At 71.5% G+C, this 16,298-nt stretch carries 16 protein-coding genes and 3 pseudogenes; 8 read left to right on the forward strand and 11 right to left on the reverse strand.

Going from position 1 to position 16,298, the window contains the following annotated elements; genetic code table 11:
- Positions 1-121: 121 nt before the first annotated feature.
- Positions 122-639: pseudogene (locus F9278_RS46925) on the forward strand (VOC family protein); the annotation flags it as partial.
- 61 nt (positions 640-700) lie between these two features.
- Here F9278_RS46925 and F9278_RS07425 read toward each other — a convergent pair.
- Complete coding sequence (locus F9278_RS07425) at positions 701-2,272, reverse strand: hypothetical protein (protein ID WP_152167565.1); 1,572 nt, start codon at positions 2,270-2,272, stop codon at positions 701-703.
- Positions 2,273-2,351: 79 nt separating this feature from the next.
- A complete protein-coding gene (locus F9278_RS07430) occupies positions 2,352-2,762 on the reverse strand; it encodes a DUF5997 family protein (protein ID WP_152167566.1) in 411 nt (136 codons plus the stop codon).
- 161 nt (positions 2,763-2,923) lie between these two features.
- On the opposite strand from F9278_RS07430, the gene F9278_RS07435 reads away from it, so the two are divergent.
- A complete protein-coding gene (locus tag F9278_RS07435) occupies positions 2,924-3,616 on the forward strand; it encodes a LysR family substrate-binding domain-containing protein (RefSeq protein ID WP_152167567.1) in 693 nt (230 codons plus the stop codon).
- Between the two features lie 136 nt (positions 3,617-3,752).
- On the opposite strand, the gene F9278_RS07440 is transcribed toward F9278_RS07435, so the two are convergent.
- A complete protein-coding gene (locus F9278_RS07440; protein WP_152167568.1) occupies positions 3,753-6,236 on the reverse strand; it encodes an alpha-L-arabinofuranosidase C-terminal domain-containing protein in 2,484 nt (827 codons plus the stop codon).
- Positions 6,237-6,422: 186 nt separating this feature from the next.
- Here F9278_RS07440 and F9278_RS07445 point away from each other — a divergent pair, with 186 nt between their 5' ends.
- Positions 6,423-6,932, forward strand: a complete 510-nt coding sequence (locus F9278_RS07445) for a DUF6314 family protein (RefSeq protein ID WP_226966661.1) — start codon at positions 6,423-6,425, stop codon at positions 6,930-6,932.
- Here the strand turns inward: F9278_RS07445 and F9278_RS07450 are convergent.
- The 3 genes from F9278_RS07450 to F9278_RS07460 all read right to left on the reverse strand — a co-directional run bounded on the left by F9278_RS07450 (position 6,877) and on the right by F9278_RS07460 (position 9,432).
- Positions 6,877-7,452 carry a histidine phosphatase family protein gene (locus F9278_RS07450; RefSeq protein ID WP_152167569.1) on the reverse strand — a complete coding sequence of 192 codons (576 nt, stop codon included), beginning with the start codon at positions 7,450-7,452 and terminating at the stop codon, positions 6,877-6,879. The two genes, F9278_RS07445 and F9278_RS07450, sit on opposite strands and share 56 nt — an antisense overlap.
- Positions 7,453-7,525: 73 nt before the next feature.
- Positions 7,526-7,969, reverse strand: coding sequence for a GNAT family N-acetyltransferase (locus tag F9278_RS07455; protein ID WP_152167570.1), 444 nt, complete (start codon positions 7,967-7,969; stop codon positions 7,526-7,528).
- 17 nt (positions 7,970-7,986) lie between these two features.
- The gene (locus tag F9278_RS07460) at positions 7,987-9,432 is read right to left on the reverse strand and encodes an aminotransferase-like domain-containing protein (RefSeq protein WP_152167571.1); all 1,446 of its coding nucleotides are present in this window, start codon (positions 9,430-9,432) and stop codon (positions 7,987-7,989) included.
- Between F9278_RS07460 and F9278_RS07465 the strand changes: the two genes are divergently transcribed.
- Both F9278_RS07465 and F9278_RS07470 read left to right on the forward strand, forming a co-directional pair.
- A complete protein-coding gene (locus F9278_RS07465; RefSeq protein ID WP_152167572.1) occupies positions 9,431-10,399 on the forward strand; it encodes a DMT family transporter in 969 nt (322 codons plus the stop codon). The two genes, F9278_RS07460 and F9278_RS07465, sit on opposite strands and share 2 nt — an antisense overlap.
- 100 nt (positions 10,400-10,499) lie before the next feature.
- The gene (locus F9278_RS07470) at positions 10,500-10,697 is read left to right on the forward strand and encodes a DUF1918 domain-containing protein (protein WP_152167573.1); all 198 of its coding nucleotides are present in this window, start codon (positions 10,500-10,502) and stop codon (positions 10,695-10,697) included.
- A gap of 18 nt (positions 10,698-10,715) precedes the next feature.
- On the opposite strand, the pseudogene F9278_RS07475 reads toward F9278_RS07470, so the two are convergent.
- The 4 genes and pseudogenes from F9278_RS07475 to F9278_RS07490 all read right to left on the reverse strand — a co-directional run.
- A pseudogene (locus tag F9278_RS07475) lies at positions 10,716-11,030 on the reverse strand (hypothetical protein); the annotation flags it as partial.
- A gap of 414 nt (positions 11,031-11,444) precedes the next feature.
- The gene (locus F9278_RS07480) at positions 11,445-12,179 is read right to left on the reverse strand and encodes a transposase (protein ID WP_226966662.1); all 735 of its coding nucleotides are present in this window, start codon (positions 12,177-12,179) and stop codon (positions 11,445-11,447) included.
- 54 nt (positions 12,180-12,233) lie between these two features.
- Positions 12,234-12,980: a peptidoglycan recognition protein family protein gene (locus F9278_RS07485; protein WP_152167574.1), complete on the reverse strand. Its 747-nt coding sequence runs from the start codon at positions 12,978-12,980 to the stop codon at positions 12,234-12,236.
- Positions 12,981-13,109: 129 nt separating this feature from the next.
- The gene (locus tag F9278_RS07490) at positions 13,110-13,589 is read right to left on the reverse strand and encodes a peptidoglycan-binding domain-containing protein (protein WP_152167575.1); all 480 of its coding nucleotides are present in this window, start codon (positions 13,587-13,589) and stop codon (positions 13,110-13,112) included.
- Between the two features lie 130 nt (positions 13,590-13,719).
- On the opposite strand from F9278_RS07490, the gene F9278_RS07495 reads away from it, so the two are divergent.
- Positions 13,720-14,709, forward strand: coding sequence for an ArsR/SmtB family transcription factor (locus tag F9278_RS07495; protein ID WP_152167576.1), 990 nt, complete (start codon positions 13,720-13,722; stop codon positions 14,707-14,709).
- Between the two features lie 25 nt (positions 14,710-14,734).
- Positions 14,735-14,883, forward strand: a pseudogene (locus F9278_RS07500) (cold-shock protein); the annotation flags it as partial.
- Positions 14,884-15,276: 393 nt separating this feature from the next.
- On the opposite strand, the gene F9278_RS07505 reads toward F9278_RS07500, so the two are convergent.
- On the reverse strand, positions 15,277-15,804 hold the full coding sequence (locus F9278_RS07505; RefSeq protein ID WP_152167577.1) for a hypothetical protein: 528 nt from the start codon (positions 15,802-15,804) through the stop codon (positions 15,277-15,279).
- A gap of 54 nt (positions 15,805-15,858) precedes the next feature.
- On the opposite strand from F9278_RS07505, the gene F9278_RS46930 reads away from it, so the two are divergent.
- A complete protein-coding gene (locus tag F9278_RS46930; protein ID WP_226966663.1) occupies positions 15,859-16,290 on the forward strand; it encodes a helix-turn-helix domain-containing protein in 432 nt (143 codons plus the stop codon).
- The last annotated feature ends 8 nt before the right edge of the window (positions 16,291-16,298 follow it).

The raw sequence follows: 16,298 nt of genomic DNA on the forward strand, positions 1-16,298 counted from the left end.
ACGTCTCGCACCGACACGGAGCTGGTTCCGCGGCTCGCCGACGCGGACCGCTGGTGAGCAGCCGATGCCGAGTCAGGGTGAGGCCCTGCCATCGTGCGCCCACCGCACCGCGATCACCCGCTACAGCCCCGGCGTGACCACCTGTGTCGGGCCCGCCGGCGGCCCGGTCCGGCCGCACCCGGTCACGGTCGACGTCGTTCCCGTCCCCGAAGGCAGGACGGCGCCGAAGAACCCTACGCATCAGTGTGCTGGAGCCCCGCGAGGGCTACCGGGTCACCGGTCCGATCGCCATGGTGGTCGTCGACTGCGCGGATCCGCGGGCCATGGCCCGGTTCCGGGGTGGGGCGACGGACCGGGCCGTGCACGAGATGACCGACGATCAGGGCGTCCTGCGCCCTCCGCGGGGAGTCCGCCCCTACTGGGAGTTCCTCCGCACGCGCGCCGCGGCCCCCGTCCCGGACCGCGTCCGTCTCGGCCTGCTGCCGTACCCCGGTCACGACAAGACGGCGGGCGGAGGTGGCCCGGCCGCGCGCCCTCGGCGCCACCGGCCTCGACCCGGTCCTCGGCCGGGGTGACGTCCAGTGGACGTGCCCGGCCGGCCCGGAGGGCCACGGGTTCCGCGTCCTCGCGCCGCCCTGACACGGGAGCCGCGAACGTCCCGGATTCTCCGTCACCCCGGCACCTCGTGAGCCCTGACGGCTCACACGCCCTTTCCCTCCGGGAGGCCGTCCAGAAGGCCGGAGGCCCGGCCGTCGGTCGCCCTCCTGATGAGCTCCTCCATCACGGTGAGTGGCAGGGACGGGTTGGCGGCCGCGGCTTCCGCCACCGGGGCGGCGGGGTCGGAGAGCAGCTCGCCGACGACCTCCGGCAGGAGTGCCGGGTGGCGGGCGGCGAGCGGTGCGGCCCGCTCGTCCGTCAGGCAGGGCAGGAGCGCCGGGGCCGTCGCCCGGGGGTGCCGGGCGATCTCACGGAACGCCTTCCGCACCGGGGGCCGGTGCCGGGCCAGCTGCTCCAGCAGTGCCGGGGTGGCGTCCGGATTGGCCGCCACCCGGGCGACGACCTGGACCCCGAACCGATCGACCATGGCCCGCAGCCGCGCTTCGGCGAGGCCGGGGTGGGGCGCTATGGACTTGGCCACCTTCGCGTCCGGATCGTCGGCCAGCGCGTCCCGGACACCGGCCGGCAGATCACGCCGCTCGGCGAGCAGCATCCGGACGACGGCGTGCGGCGACCGTGCCAGTTCCTCGATCTCGGCGGTCGTGGCGGAGGCGATCCGCGGCAGGAGGGTGCCGCCGATCCTGGTGGTGGCGGCCAGCCGGGCGAGCACGTCGAGCGGCAGCCGGGGGTTGTGCGCGAGCGCGCGCCGGACCTCCGGGGAGGTGTCGTCGGCCAGCGTGTGGATCAGGGGGTCGTCGATCGCGGGGTTCTCCGCGAGGTCGGCGCGGACACCGGGTGTGGGGTCCGCGGCGAGCCGCGCGTACGTCTCCGGGGGCAGACCGGGGCGGGCCGCGAGCGCCCAGCGGAGGACCGTCGAGGGGTGGTCGGCGAAGCCCGCGACCGCCTCCGCCGGTGTGGCGGGGTTCTTGAGGGCGGCCCAGAGCGTGTCGAGCGCGGTGGATTCGTGGGAGCCGTCGCAGGAGGCGCCGGGCCGCAGATCGCAGTCGAGGCGGGAGCAGTCCGGGGAGTGCGTGAACGCCGGCTCGTCCCGGTCGCAGACCAGGCAGCTCCGCGCGGGCGGCAGCCCCTCACCGCCGACGAGCGCGGCCAGTGTGTCCGGTGGTGTCGCCTCGTTCACGGCCACCGCGCGGCGCACCTCGGCGTGGGGATGCCGCGCGAGCCGGGCGGCCGTATCCGGCGCGGTCCACAGGGCCAGCTCCGCGACGACCCGTACGTCCGGGTCCGCGGCCAGTGTCTCCACCACGTCCGGGGGCAGACCGGGGCAGGCGGCCAGCTTCTCCCGGTGCCGGACCACCGGGTCCGCCGCGAGGAGGCGGGCCCACTCGGGGTCGCCGGTGCCCTCGTCGAGCAGGGCGAGGGCGACGAGCGGCTGGACCGTGGGATCGACGTCGGCGGCGGTGAGCCCGCCCTCGTACGCCAGCCACACCCCGAGCGCCTCGTCCCGCCCGGCCAGCGTCACCGCCCGCGCCCGGCCGAGATCGGCACGGCGGCCGAGCTGATGGTCGATCTCGGCGTCCGCCATCGCGAGCAGCCGGTCGACCAGCCCGGACGGCAACGCCGGATTGGCGGCGAGCCCACAGAGAAGATGATGCACGGAGGGCATCCTGCACGGGGCCCCCGCCCCACGGCACATGGTTTTCGACGGACGGCGGAGGCTGGAGCGGCGCGTCCGGTCAGCGGCGGCGGGTGTCGTCCGCCTGGGTGGCCGCTCGTTCCGCGTTGCGCTTCTTGACGCGGGCGCCTTCCTTGCGGACCTCGGCCTGGGTGGCGCGCTCCTTGCGCAGCCACTCGGGGCTTTCCTGCTTCAGGGACTCGATCTGCTCGGTGGTAAGGGCCTCGGTGACTCCGCCGCGGGCGAGCCCCGCGATGGAGACGCCCAACTTCTCGGCGACCACGGGACGGGGGTGCGGGCCGTTGCGGCGCAGCTCCTCCAGCCAGGCCGGCGGGTCCGTCTGGAGCGCGGTCAGCTCGGCGCGCGAGACGACGCCCTCCTGGAACTCCGCGGGGGTGGCCTGGAGATACACACCCAGCTTCTTCGCCGCGGTGGCGGGCTTCATGGTCTGGGTGGTCTGGTGCGACGTCATGGGGTCAAGGGTATCGACCGTGTGCGCGACCGCCGACCACGACCGCCGACCACGACCGGCCCCGCGCCCATTAGCCTGGTCACGTGACAGGCTCGGAAGCATCCCCCTCATCTCCCGCATCCCCCGCATCCCCTTCGTTCCGGCTCGCGTACGTCCCGGGAGTGACGCCCACCAAGTGGGTGCGGATCTGGAACGAGCGGTTGCCCGACATCCCCCTGACCCTCCTCCAGGTGACGGCCGGCGAGGCGTTCGGCGTGCTGCGGGACGGCGGCGCCGACGCCGGCTTCGTACGGCTGCCGGTGGACGACACCGACCTCAGCGCGATCCCCCTCTACACCGAGACCACGGTGGTCGTGATCCCCAAGGACCATGTCGTCGCGGCGGTGGACGAGGTGACCACCGAGGACCTCGCGGACGAGGTGGTCCTGCACCCCCTGGACGACACCCTCGACTGGGAGCGCCCACCGGGAGAGCCGGCGTTCGAGCGCCCCGCCACCACGGCCGACGCGATCGAGCTGGTGGCGGCCGGGATCGGGCTCCTGCTCGTCCCCCAGTCGCTCGCCCGTCTGCACCACCGCAAGGACCTCACCTACCGCCCGGTCACGGACGCCCCCGAGTCCCGCGTCGCCCTCTCCTGGCCCCAGGACGCGACCACCGACCTGGTCGAGGACTTCATCGGCATCGTCCGGGGCCGCACGGTCAACAGCTCCCGGGGCCGCGCGAAGCCCCCGGAGGAGAAGCAGCCCCCGAAGGCCAAACGCCCGGCCGCGCCCCGACGCCAGCCCACGACGGCCCGGGGCCAGCGCAACGCGAAGAGCGGCGGCAGGCCCGGAAAGCCCCGCCGCCGCTCGTAGGTGAGGCGCGCCCCTTGGATGGGCCGCAGGTCCGACAAGGGGCGCGGGGCTGTGTCACCATGCGGCTCCGCCGCGTGGGCGCGACCAGCCCCCACCCACCCGCACCCGGCTCACAGAGCCCAGGCCGCTCCCCCCGTCACCGCTCCTTGATCCTCAAGAACGTCACAGAGTTCGCCGGAAACGTATAGCTGAACTCCTCGGCCACCCCACTGAACGTGGACTTCACCGGCGCCACCGGCGTAGCCGTCTCCGTGTTCACCGCGTCCGGCGCCGCCGCCAGCGTGGTCACCCGCGCCGTCGAACGCACCTGCGCACCCCCCAGATCGATCGCCGCCCGCGCGGCGACCCCCTGCGCGTTGACGACCTTGACGATCAGGTCACCGGTCTCCGCGTCCCGGGTCACCACCTGCCGGAACGGCTCCGCCGGCTTGTCGTCGGTGAAGGAGCCCCACTCCTTGCCGTCGAGCAGCAGGGTCACCTGCCGCCCCCGCACCTTGACCTCGACGTCGTACGTACGGCCCGTCTCGATCGTGCCCGGCTTGGAGATCAGCGAGGACTTGCCGCCGTCGACGGCCTGCTCGACCGCGCTGGTGGTGTTGTTCCAGCCGCCGAGGTTCCACCAGTAGTAGTTGCCGGTGTCCTTGACGCCGAAGGCGACGAGGAAGCCCTCCTTGCCCGCCTTCTTGGTGGCCCTCACCTTCAGGTCGTAGTCGTGCCAGGCGGTGTCACCGGCGGAGACCATGGTGTTCTCGGCGGCCACGTCGGTCTGCACGTACTGCCCGTCCTGGACGGTCCAGCTGCCCCTGCCGGTGTGGGTCCACTGCGAGGCGTCCCCGCCGAAGTCGTCGGTGAGCAGGGAGGTGCCGTCGGCCGAGGTCACCGACACATCGTCGTACGCCGCCGTCGTCGCCCAGGTGGACAGGCCCACCGCTCCGGTGATCGGGCCGGTCAGCGCGGGCGTCCCGGTGGCCGTGGACGGGACCACGCGGTCGCCGACGTTGGTCATGAAGAGCTTCTGGGTCTCGTAGTTGGCGGAGTTCCAGGAGGCGTGGTTGTTGAACCAGATCATGTCGGGGCTCCACTGCACATAGTCCTCGTTGGCGAGGAGCGGTGCGTAGGAGGCGAGTTTCACGATGTCGGCGTTGCGCTCCAGGCCGGTCATGAACGCGGCTTCGGAGAGGGCGTTCTTGAAGGCGTTGCCCTGGGAGGCGTACTCGCCGAGGAAGACCTTCGGGCCGCCGCGGTCGTAGGAGTCGTAGCGGTCGTTGTTCTGGAGGAACCACTGCGGGCTGTTGTAGTAGTGCTCGTCGACCATGTCGACGTGTCCCTCGCGGTTCAGTTTCCAGGCGGCGTCGAAGGTGGTGCCCGTGTCGTCGGGGCCGGAGTTCGAGATCACCGTGATGTCGGGGTACTTCGCCTCGATGGCGGCCCGGAACTTCTGGAAGCGGGCGAAGAACTCGTTCGGCAGGTTCTCCTCGTTGCCGACGCCGAGGTGGGTGAGGTGGAAGGGCTTCGGGTGGCCCATCTCGGCCCGCTTCTTCCCCCACTCGCTGGTCACGGGGCCGTTGGCGAACTCGATGAGGTCCAGGGTGTCCTGGATGTGCCGCTGGAGGAGGGCCTCGTCGTCGGTGGCCCGGTTCTGGCCGCAGCCGGTGACGAGAGCGGGCACCACGGGCAGCGGCATCGCGCCGATGTCCTCGGAGAACTGGAAGTACTCGTAGTAGCCGAGGCCGTAACTCTGGTTGTAGCCCCAGAAGTTGGCGTTGGTGGCGCGCTGCTCGACCGGGCCGATGGTGTCCTTCCACTGGTACGCGCGCTTGCGCTCCCAGTTCGAGGCCTCGCTGTAGTCCTGCATGGAGCCGGTGTTGACGAGGCAGCCGCCGGGGAAGCGGACGAAGCCCGGCTCGAGGGCGGCGATCTTCTCGGCGAGGTCCTCGCGCAGGCCGTTCTTGTGGCCCTTGTAGGTGTCGCGCGGGAAGAGGGACACCTCGTCGACGGCGGCGGCTCCGGCGGCGGTGACGGTGAGACGGCCGTGCGAGCTGGTCCGGGTGGCCCTGAAGGAGACCTTGTGCTTGGCCCAGCCGTTCTTCACGGTCACCTCGCGAGCCTCGGCGAGCGTGCCGTCGGCGTCCTGGAGGGTCACTGTCAGCGCCGTACGGCTGTCGGCGCGGGCCCACACGGAGAAGTTGTACCTCTCGCCCTCCTCGACGTGGACGCCCGTGTTGTAGCCGGCGTTGGTGACGGACGAACCGGCGCCCAGGGAGAGGTAGTTGCGGTTGCGTTCGTTGAGTCGGCCGGCGTCGTTCACGACCTGTGCGGTGCCGTCGACGGTCCAGGAGGTGAGGGGGGTGTAGGCGCTGTTGTCGGCGGTCGAGTACTCGAAGGACCGGTTCTGCACCAGCTCGGCGTAGAGCCCGCCGTCGGCGGCCCGGTTGATGTCCTCGAAGAAGACGCCGTACATGGTGTCGTCGATCTGCGCGCCGTCGGCGGACGGGTCGACGGTGATCGCGTAGTCGGTGACGTCCTCGGCGTGCGCGGGCGCCGGGACGGAGGCGGCGGCCACCAGGAAGGCGGTGGCGGTGAGGCCGAGTCTCCAACGGGTGCGGGTGCTGCGTGACATGGATACTCCGCGGCTCGGGGTGGGGGTCAAGGAGTGACAGGAGCTGTTCGAAATGTCAGACGATGATCAGCACTTCGAACGGCAAGATAGGGAGGTGACCGAGACAGCGTCAACGGGTCGCACAGCACCGAAAGTGTCGGACGTAAGTGTCGGGCGTAGTCGGAAGTGGTCGGAAGTGAAGGACGGATGAGCGGTTTCCTGCCAGTTCCCGATGTGCTGGCCCATCTCTCCGGGCATTGGCGGGTCCTGCGGTCCGTGCGGGATCTCGCGAGCGGGGCCGAGGGGGAGTTCACGGGGACGACCGTTTTCAGCCCGCTGGACGGAGGCGGTCTCCCGCACCGGGAGAGCGGGACATTCGTCTGGCAGGGCGTCCCGCGCCCCGCCGAACGCACCCTGCGCTTCCTGCCGGGCCCCGCCCCCGGCACGGCGGACGTCCGTTTCGCCGACGACCGCCCCTTCCACGACCTGGACCTGACCACCGGCCACTGGCGCACGGACCACCCCTGCGTGGCCGACCTCTACCGGGGCGAGTTCGAGGTCCACGACGAGAACCACTGGCGGACGACCTGGCAGGTCGGCGGCCCCACGAAGGACCTGCTCCTGATCACCGACCACACCCGCGAGCCCCCTCACCGGGGCCCTAGCTCGCGGCGCCCAGCCGCAGGTTCCAGCGGCCCGCGTGGCCCGCGACCGTGACGGTCGACAGGGGGCGGATGTCCATGTTCCAGTACGACGACGGCGGCGCCTTCAGCGCGTAGACCAGGGCGGCGCGCAGTACGGACGGCTCGGCGACGGCGACGACACGGCCGCCCTCGCCCACGGGTCGGGTTTCGAGCCAGCCGCCTATGCGGGAGATGAACCCGATCAGCGACTCGCCGCCGTGCGGGGTGGCGTGCGGGTCGGCGAGCCAGGCGTCCACGGCCGACGGCTCCCGGGCCATGGCCTCGCCGAGCGTGAAGCCGCGCCAGCGGCCCATGTCGCAGTCCCGCAGCGCGGGCTGGGCCAGCGGCGCGTAGCCGAGGGCGTCGCCGGTGGCCCGGGAGCGGGGCGTGGGTGAGCAGTAGCGCAGCTCGGCCGCCGCCAGCGGCACCAGTTCATGGGCGGCGCGCTGCACCTCGTCCCAGCCGGCCTGGTCCAGCGGCCGGTCGTCCTCGAAACGCTCCGCGAGCAGCGAGGAGCAGCGCGCGGCGGCGACGAACGTGACCCGAAGAGGCATGCGGCGATGGTGGAACGGGGTACCGCGCAGGTCAAGAGGCGTTACTCAGGAGTTACCCGGGGTATCCGGCCCCTCACTCCAGCAGCAGCGCCATCCACTGGTCGGGCTTGGCGAGCGGTTCGAACCCGAGCTTGGCGTAGACACCGTGCGCGTCGTGCGTGGCCAGCAGGACGCGCCGGAGCCCGTACGACCGCAGCCGCTCGCACACACCCGCGACCAGCGCGGTGCCGAGCCCCTTCCCCCGCGCCTCGGGGGCCACGTACACATCGCAGAGCCAGGCGAACGTGGCCCGGTCGGTCACCACCCGCGCGTACGCCACCTGTTCCCCCGAACCCACCTCGTACACCCCGTAGTTGAGCGACCCCCGGATCGCGTGCTCCTGCTTCTCCCGGGGGCGGCCGAGGGCCCAGTACGCGTCGGTGGACAGCCAGTGGTGGACCCGTCCGACGTCGATGCGGCCGGGGTCGTCGGACAGCTCGTAGCCTTCGGGGAGGCCTTGGTTCGACTCGTCGCTCATGGCTGGACGTTCGCAGGTCACGGGCCCGCTGTCGAACCGTTTACGGCCTCCTTCAGCCGCCGTACGCCCTCCACGATCTCCCCCGCCCCCGCGACCCCGGCGAAGCTCAACCGCAGGTGCCCGGCCGGGGGTTCGGCACTGAAGTAGGGGCGGCCGGGGGTGACGGCCACGCCCGCGCGGAGGGCGGCGGCCACCAGGCCCGGTTCGTCCGTGCCGTCCGGGAGGCGCAGCCACAGGTGGTAGCCGCCGGAGGGGATGTGCGGCAGGGCGAGTTCGGGGAGGCGGACACCCAGCTCGGACGTCAGGGTGTTCCGGCGGTTCTTCAACTCCCGTGACACCGAACGGAGATGGCGGGGCCAGGCGGGCGAGCCGACGAGTTCGAGGGCGGCCTCCTGAAGGGGGCGCGGTACGAAGAAGGTGTCGACGACCTGGATGGCGCGCAGCCGTTCCAGGACCGGGCCCCGGGCGGCCAGGGCGCCCACCCGGAAGCTGGGCGAGGTCGCCTTGGTCAGCGAGGACACATGCACGACCACACCGTCGGGATCGTCGGCCGCCAGGGGCCGGGGCAGCGGCCCCGCGTCCTCGTGCGCGAGCCGGCGGACGAAGTCGTCCTCCACGACGAAGGCGCCCGCCTCCCGGGCGATCCGCAGCACCTCGCCCCTGCGGTCGGCCGACAGGACGGCGCCGGTGGGGTTCTGGAACAGCGGCTGGCAGACGAGGACGCGGGCGCCGGAGGCCTTGAACGCGTCGGCGAGCAGGGCGGGCCGGACCCCGTCCGCGTCCATGGGCACCGGAACGGGCCGCAGCCCGGCCGCCCGCGCGATCGCCAGCATGCCCGGATAGGTGGGCGACTCCACCAGCACGGGCGCCCCGGGCGGGGCGAGCGCGCGCAGGGCGGTGGTCAGCGCGGACTGGCCGCCCGCCGCGACGATCACCTCGGCCGCGGTGATCGCCCCGCCGATGCTCCGCGCGAACCACTCGCGCAGTTCCGGCACGCCCTCGACCGGCGGTCTCGCCCACACCCCGGGCCGCCGCCCGGCCCTCGACAGGGCCGCGCCCATGGCCTGCTCCGGCTGGAGCGCCGGATGCAGATAGCCGCCGTTGAACTCGATCACCCCGGGCGGCGGAGAGGCCAGCGAGACCAGCACCCCGGAGGCGTCGACCGTGCGGGGCGACGGCTCGGCACCGCCGTCGGCGCTCAGCGCGACCTCCTGCCAGGAGGTGTCCCCGACGGCCGCGGCCCCGCTCGCGCGCGGCCGGGCCCGGAAGGCGCCCGCGCCCGGCCGGGTCACCACGAGCCCCTCGGCGGCCAGTTGCGCCAAGGCCCGGGAGACGGTCACCGGGCTCACCCGGAACCGCTGGACGAGCGCCCGGCTCGACGGCAGCTTTCCCTCGGGTGAGTAGCGGTCCAGCTCCTTCCGCAGCTGTTCCACCAGTTCCGCGACACTGCTACGCTCGTGCATGAGAGCAGAGAGTAGCGCTATCGCCCACGATTCAGTAGCGGTGGGCAGCGGCCCGGAAAGCACCGAGCCGCGCCGGGCGGCCCCGGACACCGGCCACCACCGCCCGCGCCTCCGCAGCGGCGGCACCCTTCAGGCGGCCCTCGGTGTCACCGCGTTCTCCCTCACCTTCCCGGCCACCGCCTGGGGCCTGGAAGGCTTCGGCCCCTGGTCCCTGGTCGCCGTGCGGAGTGTGCTCGCGGCGGTCATCGCGGGGAGCTGTCTGCTGGCGCTGCGCGTACGTGTGCCCGGCCGTCGGCACTGGGCGGGGCTCGCGGTCGTGGCCGCCGGAGTGGTCGTCGGCTTCCCGCTGCTCACCACGCTCGCCCTGCGGACCTCGACCACCGCGCACGCCGCCGTCGTGGTCGGTCTGCTGCCGCTGACGACCGCCCTGTTCTCGGCGCTGCGCATGGGCACCCGCCCCTCGCGCACCTTCTGGGCCGCCGCCCTCGCCGGGGCCGCCGCCGTCCTCGTGTTCACCGTGGCCCAGAGCGGCGGGGCCCTCACCGCGGCCGACCTCTATCTCTTCGGCGCCCTGCTGGTGTGCGCGGCCGGCTACACCGAGGGCGGCCGGCTGGCCCGGCTGATGCCCGGCTGGCAGGTCATCGGCTGGGCGCTGGTGCTCTGTCTGCCGCTGACCGTGCCGGGCGCGCTGCTGGCCCTGTCGTACGAGCCGGTCGAGCTGACCGCGCACGGTGTGGCCGGGCTGCTCTGGGTGGCGGCCGGGTCCCAGTTCCTGGGGCTGGTCGTCTGGTACCGGGGCATGGCGGCGATCGGCATACCGAAGGCCAGCCAGTTGCAGCTGGCGCAGCCGCTGCTCACACTGGTGTGGTCGGTGCTGCTCCTCGGTGAGCAGCTCACCCCGGCCGCGCCCCTGACGGCCGTCGCCGTGCTGGTCTGTATCGCGGTCACCCAGCGCTCCTCCGCCTGAGGGCGCCGGAGAACCCGTACGCACACCGGCCCATCCGGCGCCGCCCGCAATAGACTGCGGTCACGGACCGCCACTCCCGTGCGAGACGAGGAGGCCCCCGATGCAGGCAGCTGTAGGCGACACCCTGCTGGTGCACGGCAGGACCGTCGGGCACCACGACCGGACCGCGCAGGTCCTGGAGGTGCTCGGCCAGAACGGGAACCCGCCCTACCGGGTCAGGTTCGAGGACGACGGACACGAGGCGCTGATGTCCCCCGGCCCGGACACGGTCGTCCGGCACCCCGGGGACCCGAGGTAACCACCCCGCCTCCGGCACTCAGCGCGGTGGCTCCGCCGACCGCTGATAGTGGTCGGCGACCACCCGCGCCATCGCACCGATCTTGTCGATCCCGACCTCCTTGGCCGAGAAGAAGACATGCCCGCGCGCCTCGGGGAAGTCGCGGGCCAGTGTGAGATGCGCCGACAGTTCGGCCGGGTTCTGCCAGGCCGCGGGCTGGGCCGGGTCGCCGGCCTTGTACAGGGCCTCCCCGATGTACAGCCGGGTCCCGGTGTCCCGGGCGGTCTCCGCCCACCAGGGCAGCAGCTTCGCGTAGTCGGCGGCGGCGAAGCCGATGTTCCAGTACAGCTGCGGGCAGAAGTCCTGACACCGCGTCAATCTCGGTCATGTCCCCTGTAGTGGTGTAACCGTGTCGGGTGCTGTGGCCGGATGCGGTCAGGGGGGCAAGGCTTCGAACAGCCTCCTGGCATGCTGTCCGGCCCGGGGCTGGTTCCTCACCGGATGTTCCGTCACCCGTTCCGGATGCAGGACACAGGGGGCGGGCCAGTAGTCCTCCCGCTCGCAATATTCACCTCTGATTCCGCGAATGAAGCGCCGAATGGGCCTGCCGGAGGGAGGATCTGGCTGGGGTTTTCCTTCTTGATCACCTGACGCCCAGTCGAAGTTGACAGTGCCACAACTTCGGCTCGCTGTTGGGCAGCTGCTTGTCGAAGACTTCCTTGCCGGCCGGTGTGAGCCCGTGGCCGTGGTGGGCGCTCTTCCTCGGACTCAATGATCATGAAACCGGACGTTACGCCACTTCGCCGAAGCCCTGCGCCACGACGGACGGCTTCTACTAACCTCGATCGTCAGCGGGGTTCGGTGGCTGACTCGCTTGGCAGTTCGCCCGTAATGTCCTCGGGCCGTTCGAGGTGGGCCGTCGCGTGACGCTGCGGGTGCGCCGGGCTCCACGGGCCCGGAGTGCTGCCGGTCTTCTCCTTCCTGGTCCTTGTCGCGGCAGTACCCGGCTGTCAGGTGACAGTTGGGAGGGTGGTGAGCCGCTGCCAGCAGGTGGTGAACGCTTTTGCCCAGGGCCAGGTCGCGTCGATACGCAGCCATCGGCGTCGGGCGTGGTCGGCGAGGCGGGCAGGCAGGCAGGTGATAGAGGCGGAAGCGCATGGTCTTGGGCTCGGCGTCGGTCAGGCCCTCGACGTCGTGCAGGGTCAGCAGCCGCACCCAGGCGTCGAGATCACTGGCGAGGTTCGCGGCGAGCATCCAGCCACGGTTCACTTCCCAGGAGGCGGAGGGCAAGTTGTCCAGCCCCGTCGCCTTGTTGGTGCGGACCCGGTCCTCGACGCCGGCGTGTGAGCGGTGCAGCACGTCCAGGAACTGGCTGTGGCCCGAGCCGGCGATACCCCACATGTGCCGGATATTGGTGGCGGAGATGCAGTACCGCCAGCCGGTCTTCTTCTCGAGGACGGTCAGTTTCTTCAGGTGCCGCCGGGTGGGTCTGACGCGGCGCACCTCGCCGGGAACCCGGTGGGCGCGGCAAGAAGATGCCCGGTATCGCGGCCCGTCTCAGCCGGCGAGGAGTTCGGCGACCTCCCGGCGGATGTAGGGCAGGTCCGTGTAGAGCGTGCCTGGGCATTCGGTGCTCGCCCAGTCGCGGTGCCCGCCGATGGCCGGCACGGTGCGCACCACATTGCTGACGGGATTGCGGTAGACCACGTCGGCCAGCGGGTCCACCCCGTGACGGCCCGCGAGTTCGGCCAGCAGCCGGGCCAACGAGACGCGCGCTTCCGGGGTTGCGGACTGTGCAGTGAAGGTGCCCAGTAGGGCGATGCCGACGTTCCCGGAGTTGTACTCCCCGATGTGGGCGGCGGTGACCAGGCGGCCCGCCGCGTCGTGCGCGGGCGTTCCGTCGGTGCCCGACCAGCGTCCCTCGTACACCTGACCGGCCGCGTCGATCAGGTAGTGGTAACCGAGGTCGCCGTACTCCGCGGCGTCGGCGCGGTAGATCGCGCGCACCCGGGCGGTCGCCTCCAGGCTGTCGCCGCCGTCCGCGGTGTGGTGGACCGTCAGGGTCTGGACCGGGTAGTAGGCGGGGGGCCAGCGCTCGGTGCCGGTGGCGGTGTAGCGCAGGGCTTCGTCGGCTCCCCACTGGGCGCGGGTGAGCAGCGGGTAGGTGGCGGCCGAGGCCGGGAGCGCTGTCGTGCCCAGTACGGCCGCGGCGCCCAGCGCGCCAAGGAACGTCCGGCGCGGCAGCGGGGAGGGGGATGCGGGGCGTCTGGTGCCCCGTAGGTCTTGGCGGTCCGGGAGGTCCATGGGGTGTGTCTCCCTGTGTGTTCTCGTAGGGGAAAGGCGGTCATGTGTCGCCGTACGGGCCGCTGCCCGTCCTCCCTGAGGGGAGGACGGGCAGCGGTGCGCGTGTGTGCGGTCGGAGGCGAGACCAGGTCAGCAGCGGTGGGTGCCGGCGAAGTTCCAGAACGCGGACTTGGTGGCGGGTCCGGCGAGCCCGTCGACGGTGAGGCTGGCGCCGTGCAGGTTGAGGTACTGCTGCAGCCCCTTGATCGTGTTGGGGCCGACGATCCCGTCGATGGAGTCGCTGTAGTAGCCCAGGGTTTTGAACAAGTTCTGCGCCGCCTTCCAGCTGTTGGTACCCAGCTGGCCGTCGATGGTGCCCGGGCCGGGGAAACCAAAGGTGCTCGCCCGGTCGCGCAGCAGGCACTGCCAGCTCTTGGCGTGGGCGGTGTCCAGCCCCAGGTTGTTCACGGCGAGCACGCCGATGGCCTCCGCGCTCGCCGCCGACGCCGCGGGCACCGAGGACGAGGCGGGGGCCGCGAAGCTGGTGCCCGCACCGGCCAGGCCGCCGGCGGTGAGCGCGGCGACGGTCGCGGCGGTGACACACGCCCGCTTCATGATCTTCGATCGCATCCGGAAAATCCTCTTCGTCTTAGACCACCCAGTGCTGCACCGGGATTCGAGACGACCTTGCCAGCCTTCTGTGCTCCTGCACATACTTTTACGCGCCAGCGCAAAAGACGAGGCAGACGAGGGGAACTCAATGCTCCGTATCCATTTCACGGATGCCGATTTAGCGCGTGTTCAAGTCGCGTCCAGACCCGATCCACTCTGGGAGATCTACTTCAGCCTGCACCGGCTCCAGGGCCGACGGAACCTGCGGCCCTACGAGCAGTGGCACCGCACCACACGCCAGGCCCTGCAAGAGAAGGCACTGACCGCAGCCGTCCGTGAGGTACTGCTGCCGCTCTACCCTCGCGGCAGCTACTTCCCCGACTTCCTCACCCCCGGCGCGGCGGCCGAGGGCCTGCAAGCAGGACTGGAGGCGATACTCTCCGCTCCCCGCAGCCTCGTCCAGCACGAAATCGGAATGCTGGCCAGAGTGAGAAGCGTTCCCTCCTGGACCCGGCGATTAGCCGATACGGAAACCCGCGGTCAATTAGTTGAGACGATCCGGGTCTATCACGGCATCGCCCTTCTTCCGCACCGCGATCTCATGCAAGCGCACCACGACGCCGACCGCTCGCTCCGCGCCCGTGCCCTGCTGGACGACGGCACCGGAGGGCTGCTCGCGGGACTGGGCCCGTGTATCCGCTGGCTGAGACCGACCCTGGAAGTCGACTACCCCGTCGACCGGGATCTGCATCTGCGCGGCCGCGGCCTCACTCTTATCCCCTCATACTTCTGCCGGGGCACCCCCGTAGCCCTGGCCGACCCCGACCTCCCGCCCGTCCTCGTCTACCCCCTGCGTCACCAGGATCCCGACGACGGCCACACCGGGGCGCCCGCCTCACCGACCCCGCTCCGTGCGCTCATCGGAGCGACCCGCGCCGCCATCCTCCGAGCCTCCGCCACCGGCGCGACCACCGGTGAACTCGCCCGGCTCGCCGGCGTATCCGCGGCCTCCGCCACCCGGCACACCACCGTCCTGCGCAACAGCGGCCTGCTCCTCAGCCGCCGCCACGGCCCATCCGTCCTGCACACCCTGACCCCTGCGGGCACCACCCTGCTGAACGCCGAAGGGGGCCGGTGAGACATCCGTTGAGTCCCTCTGCGACGAGCAGGACGGCGGCAGCCCGGACGTCTACGCCCACTACTCCAACATCGCCGCCCAGGGCTTCCGTGAACTCCAGGAAGGCCAGAAGGTCAACTACGACTTGGCCCAGGGTCAGAAGGGCCCCAGGCGGAGAGCATCACCCCTGCCTGACCGGCCCTCCCCCACGACGCCCGCCTTCGGTCTGCTCCGAGGGCGGGCATCGTGCCGTCGGCGCGTGCCCGCGGAGAAGCCGCCACTTACACTCCGCCTGCGGCTAGGGAGACCGGTGAAACCGGCTTCGAGGTGGAGAAGGCGCTGAAGGACGGGGTACGGGAACCCGCCCCGCAGGTCCGGTGGTAACGCCTGGCGACATGAGCGGACCCGCGACCGTGTGCCGGCGGCCGGGACCGTCCGGACCACTCCTGACCGAGAAGCGACGCCGCCCCAGTCGGCACCCGAGGCGGCGTCGCCGTGTGCAGCCTCTGTCAACGGCCGCACCAGCCGCCGAGTCCGCCGGTCACATCACCCTCGAGCACCGCCACCCCGCGTGCCCCGGCTCCCCGCTCAGCGCAACACCGGATCGGACGGTACGAGAACCGGGGCCTGCGCGCGCCAGTCGACGTCGTACTCACGCATATCGCCCCAGGCCCGCCATCCGTGTGGGCCCTCGTCGAAATCCGTCCAGATCCAGCAGGAGGCGACCTTCGACGGGCGCCGCCCGGTCGGACCGGTCGCCCACTCAAGGACGTCGACCACCACCCGGTCGTCCATCACCGCCCACCCGGGACGGACGACCTGGTGCAGCCAGGAGCGCCGTACGCACATGTCCCGGTACGGCCGCCCGCCGTACTCCATCCTGAAGGATAAGAACACCTTCGGCTGGTCGTCCGTCACCGTCGTCGCGACTTCGGCCAGCGGCACGGCCGGCACGCGGCTGGAGTCATGCCCCGGCGCATGATCGCCCGGTCGGAACGCTGGCACGGGACGCGGATGGCGTGCGAACTCGTGCTCCTGGTGCAGCCTCGCGAAACCGCACTCGATCCGCGCCGTCACCACCTGCCCGATCAGCTCCCGTGCCTCCTTCACCTGCATCGGCGCGTCTCCCGACCGGGCCCCGCTCGGTTTGCGGGGGCCTCTCTTCCGGTAATGGCACAGAACACAGCGAATCATGTCCAGAATGCCGGAACTGCCTCTGCCGGCCGGGTTCCTGGACGCGGCTGTGTTCTCCTGCGCGCGGATGGACTCCGCTGTTCCCTCATCCCTCGTCGGGGAGCCATTCCAGCCGGTAGTGGAGAATCCGAATTGCACGGACAGACCAACGAGGCGCAAAGCACCCGTTACAGCCCTACACACATCCGCGCCACCTGGAACGGAACGGGGAGCGTGGAAGACGCCTCCAGGGCGTTGGGGTTCTCTCGGGCGAAGGGTTACGACCTGGTGCGTCGCGGGGAGTTCCCGTGCCGCGTGCTACGCATCGGACGTAGCACGCGTGTCGTCACCGCGTCCTTGCTCCGCGTGCTCGAAAGCGGAGAGCCGGAGTACAACGGTGCCCACGCCAACCGCTGCACTCCGTCATAGCCTCTGTA

The organism is Streptomyces phaeolivaceus (assembly GCF_009184865.1).
Taxonomy (GTDB): Bacteria; Actinomycetota; Actinomycetes; order Streptomycetales; family Streptomycetaceae; genus Streptomyces; species Streptomyces phaeolivaceus.

Excerpts from the sequence above, each read along its gene's own strand:
- F9278_RS07505 (WP_152167577.1), bottom strand. The coding sequence starts at position 15,804 with ATGCAGGTGAAGGAGGCACGGGAGCTGATCGGGCAGGTGGTGACGGCG.
- F9278_RS07490 (WP_152167575.1), bottom strand. The coding sequence starts at position 13,589 with ATGCGATCGAAGATCATGAAGCGGGCGTGTGTCACCGCCGCGACCGTC.
- F9278_RS07445 (WP_226966661.1), top strand. The coding sequence starts at position 6,423 with ATGAGCGGTTTCCTGCCAGTTCCCGATGTGCTGGCCCATCTCTCCGGG.
- F9278_RS07460 (WP_152167571.1), bottom strand. The coding sequence starts at position 9,432 with ATGCACGAGCGTAGCAGTGTCGCGGAACTGGTGGAACAGCTGCGGAAG.
- F9278_RS46930 (WP_226966663.1), top strand. The coding sequence starts at position 15,859 with ATGGCACAGAACACAGCGAATCATGTCCAGAATGCCGGAACTGCCTCT.
- F9278_RS07495 (WP_152167576.1), top strand. The coding sequence starts at position 13,720 with ATGCTCCGTATCCATTTCACGGATGCCGATTTAGCGCGTGTTCAAGTC.
- F9278_RS07450 (WP_152167569.1), bottom strand. The coding sequence starts at position 7,452 with ATGCCTCTTCGGGTCACGTTCGTCGCCGCCGCGCGCTGCTCCTCGCTG.
- F9278_RS07455 (WP_152167570.1), bottom strand. The coding sequence starts at position 7,969 with ATGAGCGACGAGTCGAACCAAGGCCTCCCCGAAGGCTACGAGCTGTCC.
- F9278_RS07430 (WP_152167566.1), bottom strand. The coding sequence starts at position 2,762 with ATGACGTCGCACCAGACCACCCAGACCATGAAGCCCGCCACCGCGGCG.
- F9278_RS07485 (WP_152167574.1), bottom strand. The coding sequence starts at position 12,980 with ATGGACCTCCCGGACCGCCAAGACCTACGGGGCACCAGACGCCCCGCA.
- F9278_RS07470 (WP_152167573.1), top strand. The coding sequence starts at position 10,500 with ATGCAGGCAGCTGTAGGCGACACCCTGCTGGTGCACGGCAGGACCGTC.
- F9278_RS07440 (WP_152167568.1), bottom strand. The coding sequence starts at position 6,236 with ATGTCACGCAGCACCCGCACCCGTTGGAGACTCGGCCTCACCGCCACC.
- F9278_RS07465 (WP_152167572.1), top strand. The coding sequence starts at position 9,431 with ATGAGAGCAGAGAGTAGCGCTATCGCCCACGATTCAGTAGCGGTGGGC.